Origin of the sequence: Streptomyces sp. NBC_00554, assembly GCF_041431135.1 — a bacterium.
Classification (GTDB): Bacteria; Actinomycetota; Actinomycetes; order Streptomycetales; family Streptomycetaceae; genus Streptomyces.
On sequence record NZ_CP107799.1, the window covers coordinates 688501 to 707968 of the forward strand.

General features: G+C 69.3%; 17 protein-coding genes. 5 read left to right on the top strand and 12 right to left on the bottom strand.

Annotated elements, in window-relative coordinates; translation table 11 throughout:
- Position 1: 1 nt before the first annotated feature.
- From OG266_RS03215 to OG266_RS03235, 5 genes are all read right to left on the bottom strand, one after another.
- Entirely contained in the window at positions 2 to 1516 is a 1515-nt protein-coding gene (locus OG266_RS03215) for a Wzz/FepE/Etk N-terminal domain-containing protein (protein ID WP_371542457.1), read from the bottom strand.
- Positions 1513 to 2880 carry a Wzz/FepE/Etk N-terminal domain-containing protein gene (locus OG266_RS03220; RefSeq protein ID WP_371542460.1) on the bottom strand — a complete coding sequence of 456 codons (1368 nt, stop codon included), beginning with the start codon at positions 2878 to 2880 and terminating at the stop codon, positions 1513 to 1515. The genes OG266_RS03215 and OG266_RS03220 overlap by 4 nt, the downstream gene beginning before the upstream one ends.
- Entirely contained in the window at positions 2870 to 4156 is a 1287-nt protein-coding gene (locus OG266_RS03225) for a glycosyltransferase family 4 protein (protein WP_371542463.1), read from the bottom strand. Before OG266_RS03225 ends, OG266_RS03220 begins: the two co-directional genes overlap by 11 nt.
- Positions 4146 to 5462 (bottom strand): nucleotide sugar dehydrogenase, encoded by a 1317-nt coding sequence (locus tag OG266_RS03230; RefSeq protein ID WP_371542465.1) that lies wholly within the window; start codon positions 5460 to 5462, stop codon positions 4146 to 4148. Before OG266_RS03230 ends, OG266_RS03225 begins: the two co-directional genes overlap by 11 nt.
- A gap of 82 nt (positions 5463 to 5544) precedes the next feature.
- Positions 5545 to 7023 (bottom strand): sugar transferase, encoded by a 1479-nt coding sequence (locus tag OG266_RS03235; protein WP_266471625.1) that lies wholly within the window; start codon positions 7021 to 7023, stop codon positions 5545 to 5547.
- Positions 7024 to 8073: 1050 nt separating this feature from the next.
- On the opposite strand from OG266_RS03235, the gene OG266_RS03240 reads away from it, so the two are divergent.
- Positions 8074 to 8457, top strand: a complete 384-nt coding sequence (locus OG266_RS03240) for a luciferase family protein (RefSeq protein ID WP_266471628.1) — start codon at positions 8074 to 8076, stop codon at positions 8455 to 8457.
- Between the two features lie 9 nt (positions 8458 to 8466).
- On the opposite strand, the gene OG266_RS03245 is transcribed toward OG266_RS03240, so the two are convergent.
- A complete protein-coding gene (locus tag OG266_RS03245) occupies positions 8467 to 9189 on the bottom strand; it encodes a transporter substrate-binding domain-containing protein (protein ID WP_371542469.1) in 723 nt (240 codons plus the stop codon).
- Between the two features lie 150 nt (positions 9190 to 9339).
- Positions 9340 to 10281, bottom strand: a complete 942-nt coding sequence (locus OG266_RS03250; RefSeq protein ID WP_371542472.1) for an LAETG motif-containing sortase-dependent surface protein — start codon at positions 10279 to 10281, stop codon at positions 9340 to 9342.
- Positions 10282 to 10784: 503 nt separating this feature from the next.
- Here OG266_RS03250 and OG266_RS03255 point away from each other — a divergent pair.
- On the top strand, positions 10785 to 11453 hold the full coding sequence (locus OG266_RS03255) for a TetR family transcriptional regulator (RefSeq protein WP_329550013.1): 669 nt from the start codon (positions 10785 to 10787) through the stop codon (positions 11451 to 11453).
- Between the two features lie 155 nt (positions 11454 to 11608).
- Positions 11609 to 12019 carry a Zn-ribbon domain-containing OB-fold protein gene (locus OG266_RS03260; protein ID WP_371542475.1) on the top strand — a complete coding sequence of 137 codons (411 nt, stop codon included), beginning with the start codon at positions 11609 to 11611 and terminating at the stop codon, positions 12017 to 12019.
- A gap of 65 nt (positions 12020 to 12084) precedes the next feature.
- Here the strand turns inward: OG266_RS03260 and OG266_RS03265 are convergent, their stop codons facing one another.
- The 3 genes from OG266_RS03265 to OG266_RS03275 form a co-directional block, all read right to left on the bottom strand.
- The gene (locus OG266_RS03265) at positions 12085 to 12891 is read right to left on the bottom strand and encodes a pectate lyase (protein WP_371542478.1); all 807 of its coding nucleotides are present in this window, start codon (positions 12889 to 12891) and stop codon (positions 12085 to 12087) included.
- Between the two features lie 33 nt (positions 12892 to 12924).
- Positions 12925 to 13905, bottom strand: a complete 981-nt coding sequence (locus tag OG266_RS03270) for a polysaccharide lyase family 1 protein (RefSeq protein ID WP_371542481.1) — start codon at positions 13903 to 13905, stop codon at positions 12925 to 12927.
- A gap of 272 nt (positions 13906 to 14177) precedes the next feature.
- On the bottom strand, positions 14178 to 15737 hold the full coding sequence (locus tag OG266_RS03275) for a sigma-70 family RNA polymerase sigma factor (protein WP_371542484.1): 1560 nt from the start codon (positions 15735 to 15737) through the stop codon (positions 14178 to 14180).
- A gap of 254 nt (positions 15738 to 15991) precedes the next feature.
- On the opposite strand from OG266_RS03275, the gene OG266_RS03280 reads away from it, so the two are divergent.
- A complete protein-coding gene (locus OG266_RS03280) occupies positions 15992 to 16666 on the top strand; it encodes a hypothetical protein (protein ID WP_371542487.1) in 675 nt (224 codons plus the stop codon).
- A 54-nt stretch (positions 16667 to 16720) separates the two neighbouring features.
- On the opposite strand, the gene OG266_RS03285 is transcribed toward OG266_RS03280, so the two are convergent.
- A complete protein-coding gene (locus OG266_RS03285; RefSeq protein ID WP_371542489.1) occupies positions 16721 to 17107 on the bottom strand; it encodes a PPOX class F420-dependent oxidoreductase in 387 nt (128 codons plus the stop codon).
- A gap of 23 nt (positions 17108 to 17130) precedes the next feature.
- Positions 17131 to 17769: an HAD family acid phosphatase gene (locus OG266_RS03290; protein WP_371542492.1), complete on the bottom strand. Its 639-nt coding sequence runs from the start codon at positions 17767 to 17769 to the stop codon at positions 17131 to 17133.
- A gap of 231 nt (positions 17770 to 18000) precedes the next feature.
- Here OG266_RS03290 and OG266_RS03295 point away from each other — a divergent pair, with 231 nt between their 5' ends.
- Positions 18001 to 19347 carry an NAD(P)/FAD-dependent oxidoreductase gene (locus OG266_RS03295; RefSeq protein WP_371542495.1) on the top strand — a complete coding sequence of 449 codons (1347 nt, stop codon included), beginning with the start codon at positions 18001 to 18003 and terminating at the stop codon, positions 19345 to 19347.
- The last annotated feature ends 121 nt before the right edge of the window (positions 19348 to 19468 follow it).

The following is a 19468-nucleotide window of genomic DNA, read 5'->3' on the forward strand; positions in this document are numbered from 1 at the left end:
CTTACTGCGCCTCCTGGTCGATGTCCGGGACTCGTGCCCACGACGGCCGCTCCGTCCGCGGCCGGCCCGTCGCGTTCTCCCGGGCCAACCGCTCGTTGTGGCCGCGCAGTGCGGTGTGCAGCCCGTCCCACAGGGTGCCGTCGGTCCGGTCCCGCGGATCGGGGTCGATCAGCACCACACCGATCACCGGAATGAGCAGGTCCGCGAGCTGCCGCGCCACGGTGTGCAGCCATGCGGCGCTGCCGTGCCCGGCACGCACGACGAGCACGGTCTGCGTACCGAGGTCCTGGAGGGCGGTCCACGCCGTGCCGGGCGCCACCGAGCCGACACCGAATCGGCGCTCCTCGTGCGACAGGTCAGCGGCACGCGCGCCGGTGACCACGGTCGGGTCTCCTGGCTTCGGGCGGCGGCCCCCGAGTTGCAGGCCGGGCAGCCCGTCGATGACGACCACCGGCCCCTCCGCCGCCAGTGCCCTGGCGAGGTCCATGGCGATCCTGCTTGTGTTGCGCGCACAGCCCAGTTCCAGCAGCGACACCGGTTCCGCGGAGCCGCGCACGGTACGGGCCAGGGTCGCGGTGAGGCGTTCGCGTGCCGCCCGGGTCCGTCGGCGCCGCCACAGCCTGCCCGACCGGCGGGGCAGCTCCGCGATGACCGAGGCGCCCAGGTTCGCCGCGATGTCCCGGCGCAGCACGGGGCGGTCCGCCACCACCGTGCCGACCGCGGCCACCGCGAGTCCGAGGACGAGTCCAAGGACGAATCCGATCGCGGCGTTGGTGGCAGCGGCCTTGGGCAGGGAGTGCTTCACCGCGCGCGGTGCGTCCACGATCTGCGTGCCGGCGATGACCTTGGGCGTGCCGGTGCGCGCCTCCTCGGCGCGCTGGTCGTAATCGGCGATCCGCGAGTTGAGCTCCGCCCGGCGGGCGAAGAGCGACTCGATGCTCGCCGACGACTTCGGGTCGCTCTCCGGCGATCCGTCCCCGATCTCCCTGTTGACCTGGGCGAGTTCGACCCGCATGCGGTCACGCTGGTCGGCGAGGGCCTTGGCCTCGGCCTTCGCCGCTTCCTGCATCCGGCTCACATGGTCCACGACGAACGCGTCGGCCAGCGCCTTGGCCCTGGCCACCGCTTCCGCGTCGCTGTCACCTGTCACGTCGATCTGCAGCAGGTTGTTGGTCAGGCCGGTCCCCCGGTAATCCCGCATGAAGTCTTCCGGTTTTTCCGGGGACTTGAGGGCCTGCAGGGCCTTGTCGGCGATCCGCGTGGTCCCCAGCAGCGCGACGTCGGTGCGCATCAGCGTTCCGGTGTCGTTCGGCTGATCGTCCTCATGCGCGACCAGGACCTTGGTCACCGCTGTCGGCGGCGGGGGCCGCAGGACCGCCACGGCCGCGCCGATCAGCAGCCCCAGGAGCGCCAGAGAGCACCAGAGGCGGCGGCGCCTGCGCACCGACACCACCAGTCCCTGCAGGTCGAAGAGCGGAGTGGCTGCCGACGACTCCGAAGTCGTGCTCGTCGTCACAGTGAACCTCCCGTCGCGTTGCCGCGAACCGAGAGCGCCGCAGTGGCGTCGTCCGGAGGATGGCCGGCAGATCGCGTCGGACCGGCGCTGACCGCGCCGGCGACGACGATGCCGACGACCTCATGTCTGCCGTCCGCACACGCCTCGGCGATTCCGGCGAGCTCCTCAGCGGTCCAGCTGCCCGCGCTGAGCACGACCAGGGCACCGGACTCGGTGTCGCGGTCCGGCACCATCGGCCGGTCCACCGAAACCTCCACCACCCGCAGCAGCGGATCGCCCTTGGCCTCGGCGACGAGCTGCCCGGCGGCCCGGAGGGCGATCTCGTCGCCGTCCGGTACGACAACCAGCAGACGTCGGGGGGCCGGGAACTGGTCCCGGAGGCGAGCGCACACCCGCCGGTAGCGGATCCGCCTGCCGGCCTCGTCGCCGGACCGCAGCGGGGTTGGTATGTCCCACCGGGTGTCGACGCCGAGGAGTCGGCGGAGCCGGGCCCGTTGGCCACGGTCTTCCGGCTTGTGCGTGGGCGGTTCACCCGGTACGTCGACGGTGCCGAGCAGCGCCGAGCCCAGCGCCGCGGCGATCTCCGGCTCGGTGCGCAGTCGGCGATTCACCCGTGCTGCGACGAGATGGCCGATGACCGCGAACAGGAAGAACAGCAGCGCCCCGGCGACGATGAGCTGCATCCTCGTCGGCGGCGCCTCGCCTGTCGGCCGGGCCGCCGACCCCATGACGACCATTCCGGCCTTGTTGGTCGCCAGGTCGGCCTCGTCCAGCTTCGTCATGGCCTCTTCCAGCGAGGTGCGCAGCTTCTCGAGCTCGGTGCGGGCCTGCACGCTCTCCACGGTCTGCCCCGGATCGGCCGCATCGGCCAGGTCGGTGATGCGGCGGTTGGTCTCCGCCACCGTCTGCCGCAGCGCCTCGGTCCCGGTGGCCGCGTCGGGGTCGGTGCTGCCGCCTGCGATCTGCGCGGCGAATTTGACGAATTGCTGGGCCATCCGGTCGGAGAGCTGCTGTGCGCGCTCCGGGGTGTCGGCCGTACCTGAGATCTTGATGATGTTCCCGTCGGCGGCCTTGGCGCTCACTTGGTCCTGCAGCTCGGTGCCGCTGACTCCGCTCCACTCGAGAGCGGAGGCCGCGCGGTCGACCACGGTCGAACTGGTCGCGATGTCCACCTGGGTCAGCAGCTCGCGCTCTTCCCACTGCCCCGGCAGCAGTACCGATGCCGACGTCGTGTACTGCGGCGGGAACACCACCGAGGCGCCGTAGCCGACCAGTGCGCCCACCACGGCGAGGGCGGCGAGCAGCCGCCACCGTCGGCGGAGAATCCGTCCGATCGTGACCAGGCGGATCGTGTCATCGCTCAATGGTGCTGCCTCTTCCCTGTGCTGACCGGGTCGCCCGCGACACCGGAGTGTGGTCACGGCACGCAGCGGCATAGGCGGCGAGCAGCGACGCTTGCGAGTTCCGCCAGGAGAGCTCTCCGCTGATCCGCTCCTGGCCGATCCTGCCCATCCGGGCCCGCTTCTCCGGATCGTCGAGGAGCAGCGTGATGAGCTTGGCGAATTCGGCCTCGTCGTTGGCGGGCGCGTAGAGGGCGGCGTCACCGGCGGAGACGCGCGCCTCCCGGAGGTCGAACGAGACGATGGGCCGGCCCATCGCCATGTACTCCAGGACCTTGTTCATGGTCGACACGTCGTTGAGCGGATTGCGCGGGTCGGGGGAAAGGCACACGTCCGCGGTGGACAGGTAGCGCACCAGGTCGGCGTCCGGGATGCGCCCGGTGAACTGCACCTGTTCGGAGAGCCCGAGCTGCCGGGACAGCTCCACCATCGCGTCGAAGGCGTCGCCGGAGCCGACGAACACCGCATGCCAGTCGGTCCGCCCGAACTCGTCGCGCAGCTTCGCGAGGGCGCGCAGGGCGTAGTCGACGCCGTCCTGCGGGCCCATGACGCCGAGGTAGCAGAGCAGATGAGGCTTGCCGCGCTTCAACTCCGGCTCGGGCGGCACCGGTTGGAACCGGTCGGTCTGGGGCGCGCTGCGCACCACGAAGACGTCCTCCGGCCGCCGGCCGCCACGGCGCAGCGCGACGTCCCGGTAGCTCTCGTTCGTGGCGAGCACGATGTCCGCGGCCCGGTAGGTCCGCCGTTCCAGCGCGCACACGGCGCGGTACAGCAGGTCCTCGCCGCGGTCGAACCGGGAGAGGTACAGCTCGGGTACCAGGTCGTGCTGGTCGAAGACGAACCGCGCGCCGCGCCGCTTCAGCCACAGTGCAGGCAGGAACAGCAGGTCGGGCGGGTTGCAGGCGTGGACCACATCGACCGGGCCGACCTTGCGGGCCAGCCGGATCGTGTGCCACAACGCCGATCCGTACTCCCGCAGATAGCCGGCAGGACCGCCGGTGGCCGCACGCAACGGGTAGCGGTGGATCCGCACCCCGTCGATCTCCGCCTCCAGCTCGGTGTCCCGCTTGCTCCCCCGGGGGCAGATGACGTGCACCTCCCAGCCCGCGTCGCGCAGCGTCGTGCACTCCTGCCACACCCGCCGGTCGAACGGCACCGACAGGTTCTCCACCAGGATCAGCGCGCGCCGGTCCGGCCGGTCGCCGCCGGCTGTGTCTTCGAAGGATCTGTCACCAAGCAAGGCCCACGTACCCCGGTTCGGCCCGGCGCGCCTCGGCGTCGGGAAGGTGGATGAGGTCGATCAGCACCGGTCCTTCGCCATGGGGCAGCGCGGACAGCACGCCCGGATCCCTGGTCCCGACCAGGCATACCTCGGAGTGTTCGAGCACCTCACCGACGGAGTCCGCGAGCAGCTGCCCGAGGTGCGGCAGCCGGGTCTCGATGTACTCGCGGTTCGCGCCGATCAGTCGGGAGAGGCTCACGTTGGCGTCGTAGATCCGCAGGTCGTACCCCTTGCCGAAGAGCCTCTCGGCCAGCTCGACGAGTGGGCTCTCGCGGAGATCGTCGGTGCCGGGTTTGAAGGACAACCCGAACAGGCCCACCCGGCGCTTGCCGGTGCGCTCGACCAGGTCCACCGCGCGCTGCAGATGGTCGGAGTTGGAGGGCAGCACGTGGGCGAGGATGGGCACCGAGACGTCGGCCCGGTGCGCCGCGTGGACCAGGCTGCGCAGGTCCTTGGGGAGGCAGGAGCCACCGAAGGCGAAGCCGGGCCGCAGATAGGCGGAGCTGATGTTGAGCTTGTGGTCGGCCAGGAACACGTCCATCACCTGGTGCGAGTCCACCCCGAGCGCCTGGCACACCGCGCCCAGCTCGTTCGCGAAGCCGATCTTGAGGCCGTGGAACGCGTTGTCCGCGTACTTGATCGCCTCGGCCGTCGGGACCGGCACCCGGAACACCTCGCCGGGCACGCCGTCGTACAGCGCCATCACCGCGTCGCCGCTTGCCGGGTCGAGCTCGCCGATGACGGTCTTCGGCGGGTCGAAGAAGTCCCGCACGCTCGTGCCCTCGCGCAGGAACTCCGGGTTGACCGCGACCCCGATGTCCACCCCGGCGGTGCCGCCGACGTACTTCTCCAGGATCGGTACCAGCAGGTTCAGGCAGGTGCCCGGGAGCATGGTGCTGCGGAACACGACGGTGTGCCGCCCACCCCGCTCGGCCAGCGCGGCGCCGATCTGCTCGGTGACCCGCTCCAAGTACGTGGTGCACAGGCTGCCGTTGGGCTCCGACGGCGTGCCCACGCAGACCAGGGATATCTCGCTGTCCATGATCGCCTCACGGACGTCGCCGGTGGCGCGCAGCGCTCCGGTCCGCACGACCTCGGCGGTGAGCTCCCCTATCCGCTCCTCGACCACCGGGGCCTTGCCGTCGTTGACCAGGTCGACCTTCACCTGGTTGACGTCCACCCCGATGACCTCGTGACCCATGCTGGCCAGGCACGCGGCCGACACGCAGCCCACGTAGCCGAGCCCGAAAACGCTGACTCTCATGACCCGTTCCTCCCCCCAGGCAGGCCCTGAGGGCCTGCGGTCCGCGCGCCGGCGGGACCGTTGAGTTGCAGACTCCCGCCCATCAGTAGGCCCCCTGCCCGTAGAGCACCGCACGCAGCGTCTTCCACAAGATCACTGTGTCCAGGGCGAGCGACCAGTCCTCCACGTAGCGCAGGTCCAGCCGGACCGCCTCCTCCCACGACAGGTCGCTGCGTCCGCTGATCTGCCACAGGCCGGTGAGCCCCGGCTTGACCAGGAGACGCCGCCGGATGTCCGGGCCGTACGCGGCGGACTCCTCCGGCAGCGGAGGCCGCGGACCGACGAGCGACATCGATCCGGTGAGCACGTTGAAAAGCTGCGGGAGCTCGTCGATCGAGTACCGGCGCAGTACTGCTCCCACCCGGGTCACCCGCGGATCCCGGCGGAGCTTGAACAGCAGCCCTGCGCCATCGTTGCGGGCGGCAAGCTCGGCACGTGCCCCGTGAGCGCCGGTGACCATGGTGCGGAACTTGAGAATGGTGAACTCGCGGCCGTTCTTGCCGACCCTGCGCTGGCGGTAGAACGCCCCGCCCCGGCTGTCCACCAGCACGAGCAGCCCGACGAGCACCATCAATGGCGCGAACAGCATCAGCAGGACCGCCGCGCCCATCCGGTCGACGACCCCTTTGATCGCCCGGCGGCCCCCGGTGAAGGTCGGCATGCTGACCCGCAGCAGCGGGATCCCGAGCACCGCGTCGACGTGCAGCCGCGGGCCGGCCACCTCCATGAGTACGGGGGCCACGACCATCTCGGCCTCGCTGCCTTCGAGGTTCCAGGCCAGCCGTTGCAGCCGGTCCGGTGACCAGTGCGGGTCCGGTGTGACCGCGACGACACGGTAGCCGTCGCGGCGGACATGGTCGGCTACGTCCGCCAGTCGCCCGACGACCGGCACTCCGTCCAGTTGGTCACCGTCGACCCCGAGACCGTCCGTCGTGCACACCGCGTCCACTCGCCAGCCGAGATGCGGCAACTTGCGCGTTCTGCTGATCAGATCGCGCACGGTGGCCGGGCTCCCGGCAGCGAGCACCGGTCTCAGGCACTGCCCTTCCTTGCGCTGTTTGTGCAGCCAGAGGCGGAGCAGATACCGCTCGGTCATGGTGACGAGCGCGATCGCGGGTATCGCGACGAAGATCCAGAGCTTGATGTTGCGCGAGGTGAGGGCGATCCCGCCGAGCGCCAGCACGACGACCGCCATGAACAGTGAGCGTCCGAGCCGGTGGAACTCCTCGGCGCCCTGACCCAGCACCGCCGGAGCCCACGACCGGCTCACCGCAAGCGCTCCCAGTACCAGCAGTTCGGTACAGAAAGCGAGAATTACCCATTTCTCGTGCCAGTTGGCCGCGTCCCGGGCCCCGAAGAAGTTGCCTATCGCGGCCACCACACAGGCGGTGGCCACGGTATCGCTGGTGATCACGGTACGGCGGTACCGCTGCTCCCAGTCTTTCGCCGGCTGGCTGATCGCCCCGTCCGCCAAACGCTCGCGCGCCGACGGAAAAGGGCCGACTATTCCCCCCTGCCGCACAGAACCCCCCGGTTCCCAGTGGTTCGACTTCGTCGTCCAACACTGTCGCTCCCCATCGGGAGGCCCCCGCCCCCCGCACAGTCCCTCCCCTCGGGAGCCCCCCGGCCCCCACGCACGCCATCGCGGCCACTTCAGCGCCACTCGATCAATCCGGCCTGGCGGCAGCGGACTTGCCTGCCCCGCCAGACCCTCGAGGTGCGCGGGAACCCGTCGAAACCTCGGGTGATCCCGCACCCAAGGACCCTCTCGGCTCCAGGAATTGATCACCCCCACGTCTGGGGGTGGAGGCGCAGCGGCTGGCTGTCCGCAGCGCCTGACACATAGATGCTGATTTGTCGCCTCGTGTCCCAGCATGTGAAGCACGGTCAATCTAGACCATCGGGGCCGGTCTGAAGAGAGGGATGTGTGTAATTTGTGCTCACTATTTGAAGTTGGGTCAGGGAAGGGTGACCGTCCGCGGGTGCTTTGATGACTAAGAAAGCCTTGTGACCTGCGATGACGGGAGTTCTCCGGGTTGTCGGCACCGGCAACCCGGAGGCGTCCTGGCTCGCATCCGCCGCCCCGTGCTCACCGGCAAGACCCGCTGGACAGGCCCTGAGCGCGGCCCGGTTGGCAGAGCGGACGAAGTCGAACTACCACCGCAGACCGGCCATGCGGCGACCCTGAAGTCGTTTCAGCAACCATTGGTAGGCCCTGCCATGCACGCGGGGGCTCTACGAGCAGAAGCCCGACCGGCAGTCGGCCACTCAGCCGGGAAATCGCGGTAACTCGCCGGATCTGAAAGGCAGTTGTCCACAGTCGCCAACGCTCAGGCCCAGGTCAGCAGCGGTTCGACTCAGGTCCAGGATGACCACGGTCTTCTTCTGAAATGGCGTGAATCAATCCGCGGTTACTCAGGGAGCATTCGAAATCACTCGGAGTCGGCCCATATGCAGCGCGGTGTGCCGGGCCTCGAATTTCGATCCGGTATCCAGACATTCAGGCCATGCGTACCAGTGACGAGTTGCCCAAATCCTGGTGGACGGACGGTAAGCGGGTCATGATGTCGTCATGACGTTGGCCCTGCGCGCCATGACGCGACTGGCGAATTGGCCGGACCTGGCCGAAGCCCTGCCGAGCTGCGGCACGGGGCGGGCACTGTGCTCGGAGCAGGGCGAGATCGTCCACTTCCATTCGGAACAGGACGTCGACCTGCACCTCACGGTCCCTGCCATCCTGCGTTTCGAGGACCATTTGAAGAACGTGACCGCGGTCCGTATGGTGCCCGGTTCGCGCTGGGTGACGATACGTCTTGAGGTCGACTCGGACATCGATCTTCTGCTGACCTTGGTGAGTTTCGCGCTCCATGCCCACCAGTCGTGGCCGGTTCCGGACGATTCACCATCGCCGGATTGCAATGATCGCCGCGGCATGGCACTTCCGCGCCGACCGTAGGCTCTCCCTCTATCCGGGCGGGGCGACCAGAGAGTCCGACTGGTGCGCGCGGCGCAGGGCGTCCGCGATGAAGCCGTCGGCCTTCAGCTCCTCGACGAGGTCGCGCAGGAACTGGACGGTCTCGGGCCGTCGGTTCACCGTCGTGCCCACCGCTTGGCGGATCTGCATGAACCGGCCCTCGATCAGCCTGAGTTCGGGATGTGCCGCGACGTACTGGGCCAGCGGCTGACGGATACCGGCCGCGACCTCGAGGTCCTGGGCGCGGAACGCGTCGACCCCCTCCTCACCGCGCACGACGCTCGCGTGTTCCAGCGTGCGGGAGAGGAAGAGGTCGTAGGCGGACCCGCGTTTCACGCCGATGCGTACGCCCGCCCGGTCGACGTCGGCGACCGTGGTGAGGTCCGAGTGACGGGGCACGGCGTACACGCCCTCGATCACGACGTACGGCGCGGTGAAGGCGACTTCGGCCTCCCGTGCTGGCTCGATGGCCAGGAAGCACAGGTCGGCGCGGCCCGTCTTCAGGGCCTCGTACGACTTCCGTGCCGCGTCGAAGCAGACGAGCTCCACCGGCACGTCCAGCCGAGCACCGACCTCGCGCGCGATGTCGACGGTCACGCCGGCCGGCGCGGTCGGGGTGCCTTGGGCCAGTACCGGATTGCCCAGATTGATCGACGCCCGCAACACGCCCTGGGGCGCCAGGTCTTCGATGAGGGCGGCCGTCGGGATCGTCATGGGCGGAGTTTAGGACACGCCTCCTGGCGGCTCGGGAACGCGAGCGGCCCCGGCACTCACGTACTGAATGAGTGCCGGGGCCTTTCACACTCACGTATTGAATGAGTGCCAGGGCCTTTCAGAACCGTCGATGCCCAGGGACGCCGTGCGTCAGGCGCGGGTGCCCGTGGCGCGTCGGCGGCGGGTGACGACGGTGATCGCGGCGCCGGCCGCGAGGAGGGCCGCGGCGCCTGCGGCGATCGGCAGGGTGTTGCCGCCGCCGGTCTCCGCGAGGTCGCCGGGCGCAGTGGACCCACCGCCGTTGGGCGACGGGGCGGCGGGCGTGGTCGACTCGGACTCCGACGGAGTCGCCGGCGTCGTCGACTCGGCGGGCTCCGACGGAGTCGGGGTGCCGGGCGTCGACGCGGGCGGCGTCGAGGCGGGCGGAGTCGACGCCGGGGGCGAGGAGGCCGGAGGCGTCTCCGGAGTGGTCGGCGGCTGCGCCGTGCAGTCCTTGGTGCCGCCGTTCCACGCCGCGATCAGCTTGTCCTTGATGACCGGGCGGTCCGGACCCTTGGGCAGGTCACCGTGCTCGAAGCCGTCGTTGGCATCGAAAAGGCCGTCGAACTTGACGGCGCCACGGTAGAGGTCGATCTGCGCGTAGCAGCCGACGTCGGGCACCGAGATGTCCAGGGAGTCCGTGCCGCCCGGCTTGACCGTCACCGTGTCGAAGTCGTGGAAGACCTGCTCGCCGGAGGTGTTGAAGGTGGCACCGTGCGCGCGGTACGAGGCGAGCGAGGCGGTGCAGGTGGAGGCGTCACCGGCGGTACGGACCTTGATGTGGACCTTGCCGTCGTCGGTGGGCTTCAAGGTCTGGTCGTCGACACGGACCGAGTCGTAGAAGTTCGTCCCGTCCAGGGAGAACTGGCAACGATCGGTTTCGGTCTTCGTTCCCGCGCCATTCCCGGGCTTGTAGTCGCCGCCGGTCTTTTCCCAGCCGTCGCCACCGGGGGTGCCGGTGGCCCAGGCGCCGGTCGTCGATGCCGAGAGGGCGAGCACCACCGCGCCCGTCCCCAGCAGGCAGCGGAGGGTGACACGTCTCGCTATGGACATGCAGATCCCATCTTGATGTTGCGGGACCCGGTCGACGGCAGCACGGCATGGCGAAGCAGCCGGGGGCCGAACCGGGGGTAAGTGGTCGAAGAATCACTGGGCGCATTGGTCAAATGGGCCACAGCTCGACCACATAGTCGATCAGCGCGTGGAGGCTGTCAACCTCGCTGAATACACGGCGACTTCACAGGTCATCGCATTTCAGACACATGGGGAATCACGTGATCCGGAACCGGCATCCGTGCCGCTCGAACGGCGTCTACTGCTTGCACGAACGGCTCGTACGGCTTGTACGGCGGCATGCACCGCGGGGTGGTCGCCCCCCCCCACACACATCAGCCCAGCCACTTCAGCCCAGCGGGAGACCACGCACACACAAGGCACTCAGTCCCCTCAGCACTGCGCACTGAGTGCCATTCCTCCCGCTCGGTGCTAGGTTCCCGTCCATGAGCGAGGGACCCCGGAGCCGCGAGGCCGCCGACGCGACGACCGTGAAGCCACCCATGCGGGACGCCCTGGTCGCGGCAGCCTTCCAGCTCTTTCTGGAACGCGGCTACGAGCAGACCACGGTCGACGACATCGTGGCGCTCGCCGGAGTCGGCCGGCGGTCCTTCTTCCGCTACTTCCCGTCCAAGGAGGATGTGGTCTTCCCGGACCACGAGCGCTGCCTGGCCGACATGACGGCGTTCCTCAGCGAGGGTGCCGACGAGGACGATCCGGTGCAGCGGGTCTGCGACGCGGCCCGGCTCGTGCTGCGCATGTACGCCGAGAACCCGACGTTCTCCGTCCAGCGCTACCGCCTCACCCGGAAGGTCCCCGGCCTGCGCGCGTACGAACTGTCGGTCGTCTGGCGGTACGAGCGAGCCCTCGCCGAGTATCTGCGCGGACGTTTCGCCGGCCGGCGCGACGGCACCCTGCAGGCCGATGTCATCGCGGCGGGCGTGGTCGCCGCACACAACAACGCCCTGCGCTCCTGGCTGCGTTCGGACGGACAGGGCAACGCGACCGCCGCGGTGGACCACGCGCTCGGTTACGTGCGAGGAACATTCGGCGACCGGCCCGGTGACACTGCGGTCGAGGACCAGGAGGACGTGGTCGTCGTCATCTCCCGACGGGGAGCGCCGATGTGGCGCGTCGTCCGGGAAATCGAGTCGACTCTCGGGCGGGACTGACCACGCACCCCCTCCCCCTCACCTTCGAGCCCACACATTCGGAGACACTGAGGGTACCGAGTGCCTTCACAAGTGGCACTCAGTGCCATACCCTGTGGCTCGTGCACGGCGATCCGAGCACATCAGATTCCGGCGGAGCGCAGGGAGATGACATCGTGTACCACCCAGGAATCGCCCTTCATCCAGGTGTCGGCCCCGCGACGGACGGGACTTCGGCCGGGACCTCGGCCCCGGACACCCTCCTCTTCCAGCGTTGCCAGTGGTGCGGCACCGCGATGTACCAACGGCTCCTCTGCCCGGTCTGCGCGGGCAGCGATCTGCGGACCGAAGCGAGCGCGGGCACGGGCATCGTGCGCCACTCGACCGTGATCCATCGCAACACCCCGGCGGCGCGCAACGTCTCCCTCGTCGAGATGGCGGAGGGATTCACCGTTCGCGGCAGGGTCATGGGCCCGCTCGTCGGTATCCACAGCGGAGACCGGGTCAGACTCGCCACCGCACAGGATCCGGTGCGCCGGGAGCCGGTGTTCCAGATGGTCGACGAGCCGTTCCGAAGCTGGAGTTGACACCCCGGCGAGTCTTGGCCGTTCGCGGTGCCGGAGCCTCCCCCGGCACCGCGAACAGCGGTGGGTCAGCTGTAGGTGATGTCGGACGTGGCGTACTTGCAGTACGTGCTGTCGGGGCCGGTGCCGTTGGTGGTCGGCTCCGCACCCGTGTTGTTGCCGATGTACTTCTGGCAGGGGACGACCTTCTTGCTGGTGTCCCCGACGATCTTGATGCCCCTCAGGGTCGCGCTGTCGCCGTAGTTGGTGTTGATACCGACGAGGCGGCTGCCCTTCCAGGTCACCTCGATGGTGTTGAGGTTGATCGTCCGCTTGTACTGCGTGGAGCAGTTGCCGCACGAGCGGATGAAGGTACCGAAGTTCTTCACCGCGAAGTTCGAGACGTTCAGGGTTCCGGCGCCGTTGAACTGGAACACCTTGTCGCTGGCTTCCTTCGCGCCACCGCCGGAGACGGCGTACACGTTGGACGACGAGGAGCCCCGGAACGTCGCCGCGTCCTCGCCGACGTCCTCCCACCAGACGTTCTGCAGCGTGCAGCTGCCCAGGCAGTGGATGCCGTCCGCGGCCGGGGCGCCGATGATGACGTTCTTGAGGACGGTGCCGGCGGCCAGTTGCAGGATCGGCCCCTGATCCTCGTCCTGGCTGCCACTGCCCAGATCACCGGTGCCGTACAGGCGCAGCATCCCGTAGTCCTTGGTGCCGGACAGCGAGATGGTGGCGGAGACCGCCTGGCTGCCGCTCGCGGTCGGCCAGGTGGCGGCGCTCGCCGGCGACACCGCGCCATCCATCATGATCATGCCAACCGAGAGCCCGAGTGCGGCCAGGGCGCCGGTCAGTGCGCGCCGGGTGGCGCGGGTACGTAACGAAGAAGTCATGTCCCGATTCCTTCTTCCTGCTGGTGGGGGTGGTCAGAGCTTTCCGGCACCCGCGCCGGACGTCACCGAGGCGACGACGGTCGAGGCGGGCTCGGCGGTGTAGCTGTAGGGCGGGGCGGTAAAGGTGCCCACCTGCGAGATCTCGGTGACGGCATCGCCGAGGTCGTTGCCGCGCAGGTTGGCGTAGCCGTCCACGTCGCTGCTGCGGTTCGTCGTCACCGCGATCTTCGTCGTGCGGAAGACGTTGTTCTCGACGAGCATCTGGGCGCCCATGCGTGAGTGCACGGCGGTGTCGGCGCCCTCGACGTAGTTGTCGTAGAAGTGGCCGGTGCCGAAGCGCAGGCTGGGGATGCGCGAGTAGACGTTGCTGAAGTGGTTGTGGTGGTACGTCACCCGCAGATGGCCGGTGTCCTCGGAGGCGTTGTTGTCGCTGTGCCCGACGAGTGAGCCCTTGAAGTGGTCCTTGAAGGTGTTCCAGGACACGGTGACGTGGTCCGAGCCGTGATTGATGTCCAGCAGACCGTCGTAGTAGTCCTTGTCGTGGTCCCGGTCCGCCGAGAAGGAGTTGTGGTCGATCCACACCTTCGTGGACTTCTGGACGGTGATCCCGTCGGCGGGCGCCAGGGGCTTGCTGATGTTCAGGTTGCGGACGACGACGTTGGTCTCCTCCTTGATGCGCAGTCCGCCGCCGGTGAACCCGGACGACGAACCGACGCCCAGGACGGTGGTGTTGGAGCCGATGTCGACCTGACCGCTCAGCGTGATCAGGCCGTTGACCCGGACCACCTTGGCCGTGTCGCCGGTGACGGACGTCTTGAAGGCGTCGAGCGTGGTGACGGTGACGGCGGTCGCGCTTCCGCCGCCGGTGGTTCCGGCGCCGAAACCGACCGGTGACGTCTCGGCGGCTCCTGCGGGCTGCGGCAGGACGAGAGCACCGGCGACGGCCAGGGCGGCCGTCGCGGCCACCGTCAGGGGCAGTCTGCGAGAACGCGGTTGTGGGGGGCGGGTACGCATGCGGGTGTGTCCCTTCGAGATTGCTCGCGGGTCATGTACGTGCACGATGTTCGCCATGTTGAATCGCGTGCGGCACACGGCGACATCCGTACGAGGATTCAAAAGGGCCCGGGAGGCCCACTTGCCCAGGTTGTGCGGCTCGGAGATCTGATGTCTCGTATACGAGATGTCACACGCGGGTCATGTCGCTGAACGGGAAACGTAGGGGGTAAGCGCTTTCTAGTCAACGCTTCACGCAGAACACATCCGGCCAACTCCCCTGCCGGGCAAGGTCAGGTCCAGGGTGCGGCGACGACGAACGAGCTGCTGGCGCGGTACGCGGCGGTCTCCTCGTCGGGGTCGAGCCAGAGCTCGAGGTTGTCGCGGTGGCGGAGGTAGCGGCCGGGGTAGTTGTACGACTCCAGGGAGAGCGACCCGTCGGCCGAGCCGGAACGGGGGCAGAAGGTCGCGTCCTTCTGGAAGATGGCGGACCCGTCGTTGGCGTCCAGTCGGATACGGAAGGCGTAGTGCCTCAGGTATCTGCCCGTGGCGTCCCTGAGCGAGTAGCAGTCGGAGTCCGCGAGCCCGGCGACGAAGGTGAACGTGGCGTCCTGCCGGGTGAGCGCGGAGCTCGCGGAGCCGACCGGTTCGAGGACGCCGAGGTCGCCCGACTGGCTCACATAACGGCCGGAGGCGTCGACAGACCGCAGGGCGTGGGGGCCCGAGAGCCGCGTCGCGGCGGTACGCGACGGGGTTGAAGTGGGAGTGGGCGACGGCGTCGCGGAGACCGACGGTGTCGTTGTGGCGGACGAGGCGGCAGGCGGTGCCGGGGCCACGGCCGCGGGCTCTCGCCCGGGTGTCTCGGAGTGCGTGGCGGCGTACCAGGCGACTCCCCCGCCCGCGAGCACCACCGCTCCCGCGGTCACCACCGCCACCGGCTTGGCCGCCAACCGGCCGAGCAGCCGGGCCACTTGCCCTGTTCCGCCCGACCCCTGCGCGGCACCGCCGGCCGCCGCCCCGGCCGCCGAGCCCGCGGGCAGCAGCTCGGTCAGCACCAGGCCTGCCAGGCCGATCGGCACCGGCACCAGCGCGAATCCGCCCAGCAGCCCTTCGGCCGGTATCAGCTCGGAGGTGCTGAACAGGCACTGCGGGCACTCACGGACGTGGCGAGCCAGCCGCTTGCGCCACTGAGCGGACGGCCGGCCGTCCCACGAGGGCAGCAGGGCCGACAGCTCCGTGCAGCGCGGCGAGGCGGCAAGGGCACGCACAACGGCGCGCGCGGACTCCAGCCGTTCCTTGACCCGCTGCACCCGTACCGCGGTGTGCTGCGGCGTGAGGTCGCAGGCCGCCGCCAGATCGGCGCGGCTCAGTTCACCGGCCGCCTCCATCCACCACAGCGACAGCACCTCGCGCTCCTCGTCCTCCAGCCAGCGCGTCGCCTCCGCCGCCTCACGGCGCTGTCCCGAAAGGGCCAGCCGGAGGATCGCCAGATCGGCGAAGTCGGCCTGCGGATCCACCTCCTGGGCCAGGTCCTCGGGCAGGCTCGGCTGCGGACGGGACTGTCCGCCACGCCACCGGTCACGGACCTGCCGTACGGCGATGGCGACAAGCCATGACCGGAACCGCTCGGGTTCCGCCAGGCCAGGCAGCCCGTCCAGCGCCCGCAGCATGGTCTCCTGGACCACGTCGTCGACATCGCTGTGGCCGTCAAGGGCCCGCCCGACGATGTTGTAGACCAACGGCAGCCAGCCCCGCACGAGCTGCTCCAGCGCCTGCCGGTCACCGGCCCGCGCCGCCACGACCACCGCGACGTCCGGCCGCTCCTGCACGTCCTGCGAGCGCACCCGCCCCACCGCCCGATGTTGAAGTACGAACAGGTGGCAGTGTGCCAGGGGCGGTCCGGCGGGGGCGCGACCGGGGCCGGTGCCGTGGATCACGGGCACGTACTTGATGGCCGGCTTCGGGGAACGACCAACGCACGCTCCGTTTGTGAGTGTTGGGGCGATTGCCGGATGAGGGACTCAGGGGTCTATAGCGTGTACCTGCCACTATTCATGTGTGTGCACCACGTGCACGAGGGGGGATTTTTCACATGAGGAGCAAGCGTGTGCCCAGAGTGCTGGGCAGACTGGCCCTCGCGTTGTTCGCGGGGGCCGTTCTCGTCCTGGCCGGGCCGGGCTCCGCCCAGGCCGACACCAGTGTCGAGATCCCGGCGCCCACCGACGGGGGCATCTCGGCGACTGTCAGGTTCCACGGGGCTGTGGTGCCGCAGCCCTACAATCCCGACCCGAACGCGGCCTTCGGACCTCGCAAGTGCCAGCTCATCTACCACGACTACAACCCGACGCCCGGCTGTGGCGGCTTCAGTCTCGGCGTCACCCTCCACAACGTGCGCAGCCAGCCCGGCTATCTGGCCGGACTCCCCAGCACCGGGGGCTACTTCAGCGCGTCCGCGGACACCGCGCGCACCTTCGGCTGTCTGCGGCCCGACGGAACCTTCGACCACGGCACGAGTTTCGTCGTACGCACCGAACAGATGCCGTTGTCGGGGGTGTACTACGAGCCGGACAGCAATTGGCTGCTCGGTCAGTTGGCGCGCTACCCCGACCAGGACTACGGTCCGCCGTTCTTCGTCAACTTCCCGGCCGTGCAGGTGAATTGCCCCGAGGGCATGACCGCGACCCAGTACGGCCTCAAGGTCACCAACGTGAACATCTTCATCGATGACGCGAACGTCTTCGGTACGACGATCTGGAGCACTCCGGGGCCGTTCTACGCGTAGACGCGGTGCGTACGGGGGCCTGGTCCACGCCGGGCTCCCGTACGCGCGCGTGAGTCAGGGGGCCAGGGTGATACGGATGCCCGCCGTTCCGGACACCCCGCGTCGCAGGCGGCTACCGAAGAGGCTGAGACGGCCGAAGATGCCGTACTTGCGGGCGATCAGCTGACGGTAGTGGGCGGTTTCGCCCGCGTCGAGGATCTCAGCCGTGGCCGGGATCTGGTCGCCCGTCGGCCTGCCACGCACGTCGCACGGACCCACCAGGACATCGGCCCGGTTGCGGATCCGCTTCACCTTCCAGCTGTCCGCGGGCGTCCACGCGCCGAGCACCTCGCCGTCCCTCACCACCCACACGGGCGTCGCGACTGCCGTGCCGTTCTTGCGGTAGCTGGTGATGAGCAGATACTTGCCCGAACCGAGCTTGTCCAGCGAGGCCTCGTCCATGGCGGAAGTGTAAGCAGTCGGGGTCAGGACAGCTGACCGTCGTAGTCGGGCAGTTTGAAGGTGCGCTCGGCGTGGCCGCCGACGAGGTCGGTGTCGTTGTTGCCGACGTTGGCGATGATCGTGTAGCCCTGGGCCTCGATCTCCGTACGCTTGCCGGTCTTGTACGCGCTGACCTCGGCGAACAGGTCCGGCAGATCACGGACGTAGAGGCCGTCGACCGGGTAGCCCACGGACGTCAGGTTGGACTTCGTCAGGCTGTAGATGATGCCCGGGCGCGCGGTGACGAAGAAGACGGCGACGCCGCGCGACTTCGCGTACTTGGCGAGCGCCAGGGAGGGCTTGACCGCCGGCGTGGGGAGCACGTACCAGGGGTGGAAGTCCGTCTCCAGCGTGGTGTTGTCGATGTCGAAGACGACGGCGAGCTTCTGCCCGCCGGCCTGCGCGGTGCGCTGCCCGACGTAGGGCGTGGCCTGGTCGATGACGGCCTGGACGTCCTTCTGCCAGGTGGCGTAGTCGACGTCGGCCTGCGCCGCCGTCACGCTCGCCACGGCCTGGACCGGTGCCGCGGCGGCGGTCCCCGCGGCGGTGACCGTCCCCCCGATCCCCAGCGCCACGACCGCCGACACCGCGCCTATCCGGCGCCCCACACCGCGTCCTGTCATATCCGTCCCCTTCTCGCATCGGAGCGGCGAGGGAGCCTCGCCCCTCGCCGCTCCTGTCATGGTCACGCCCCATGATGTACGCGAGGGGAAGCAAAAGTTACTCCTCGGTAGACAAATTCGCGGCAACGATCTCCCTGCTCCGGTGCGGGGTGGCAGGCGCGCTCGTCCCGTGTGAGCCTGGGCTCGCGGTCGGCGGGCCGCGCTGTCGGCACAGGGAGAGAGGCTGCTGGGATGGACGCACCGAACATAGTGATCGTCGGCGGCGGATTCGCCGGGGTCGAGACCGCACGGGGGCTCGAGCGAGCGCTCGCCCCCGCCGACGCCCGGATCACCCTGGTCAGCCCGAACAACTACCAGCTCTACCTGCCGCTGCTCCCGCAGGTCGCCGCCGGTGTCATCACCCCTCAGTCGGTGGCACCCTCGCTGCGCCGGATCCTGCGCCGCACCGAGCTGGTGCCTGGCGGGGTGATCGGCGTGGATCCGGCGGCCAAGATCTGCGTCGTACGCAAGATCACCGGTGAGCTCGTCGACCTGTCGTACGACTACCTGGTGCTCACGCCGGGCAGCGTGACCCGCACCTTCGACATCCCCGGCCTCGCCGACGAGGCGCGCGGCATGAAAACGCTGTCCCAGGCCGTGTATCTGCGTGACCACGTGATCGCCCAACTCGACCTGGCGGCGGCCACCTCGGACGAGGAAGAGCGGGCGGCACGGCTGCAGTTCGTGGTGGTCGGCGGCGGCTACGCGGGCACGGAGACGGCGGCCTGTCTGCAGCGGCTCACCACCGCGGCGGCCAAGCAGTACCACCCGCGTCTCGACCCCGCCCTGATCAAGTGGCACCTGGTCGACGTCGCTCCCAAGCTGCTGCCGGAGCTCGGTGACAAACTGGGCACGAGCGCCTTGCGCATGCTGAGCAGGCGTGGGGTGCAGATCTCCCTGGGAATGTCGGTCGCCTCCGTCACCGAGGACAAGGTCACCCTCACCGACGGCCGGGTGCTGCCCTCACGGACGCTGGTGTGGACGGCCGGTGTGGCGGCGAGCCCGCTGGTCGACTCGCTGGGCGCCGAGACGGTACGCGGCAGGCTCGTCGTCGAGGCCGATTTCCGGGTGCCGGGCCTGGACGGGGTGTTCGCCCTGGGGGACGCGGCCGCCGTGCCCGACCTGGTCAAGGGCGACGGCTCGTACTGCGCGCCGACCGCCCAGCACGCCGCCCGGCAGGGACGGCACGCCGCGAAGACCCTGACGGCGCTGCTGCGCGGGCTGCCCACCACCCCGTACAAGCACAAGGACCTCGGTCTCGTCGTCGACCTGGGCGGCCACGACGCGGTGTCCAAGCCGCTCGGCATCGGCCTCAAGGGCGTGCCCGCGCAGGTCGTGGCCCGCGGCTATCACCTGTTCGCGCTGCGCACCGGCGCGGCCCGCTTCCGCACCGGCGCCAACTGGTTCCTCAACGCGGTCGCGGGCGATGACTTCGTCCGCACCGGTTTCCTCGCCGGCCGCAAGGGAACGCTGCGGGACTTCGAGCACACCGACGCGTATCTGACCCCGGAAGAGGTGGCCGCCCGAACTCGCTCCTGACAGAGGGTTCTTGACGGGTCGGACGAGGCCGTGAACGCCTGGACGCGGGCGCACGTATGAAGGGAGGGCTCTCGACCGGAGCCCCCGGCGGTGGTAGACGCCGCGGTGTTCGGCTTCGGGA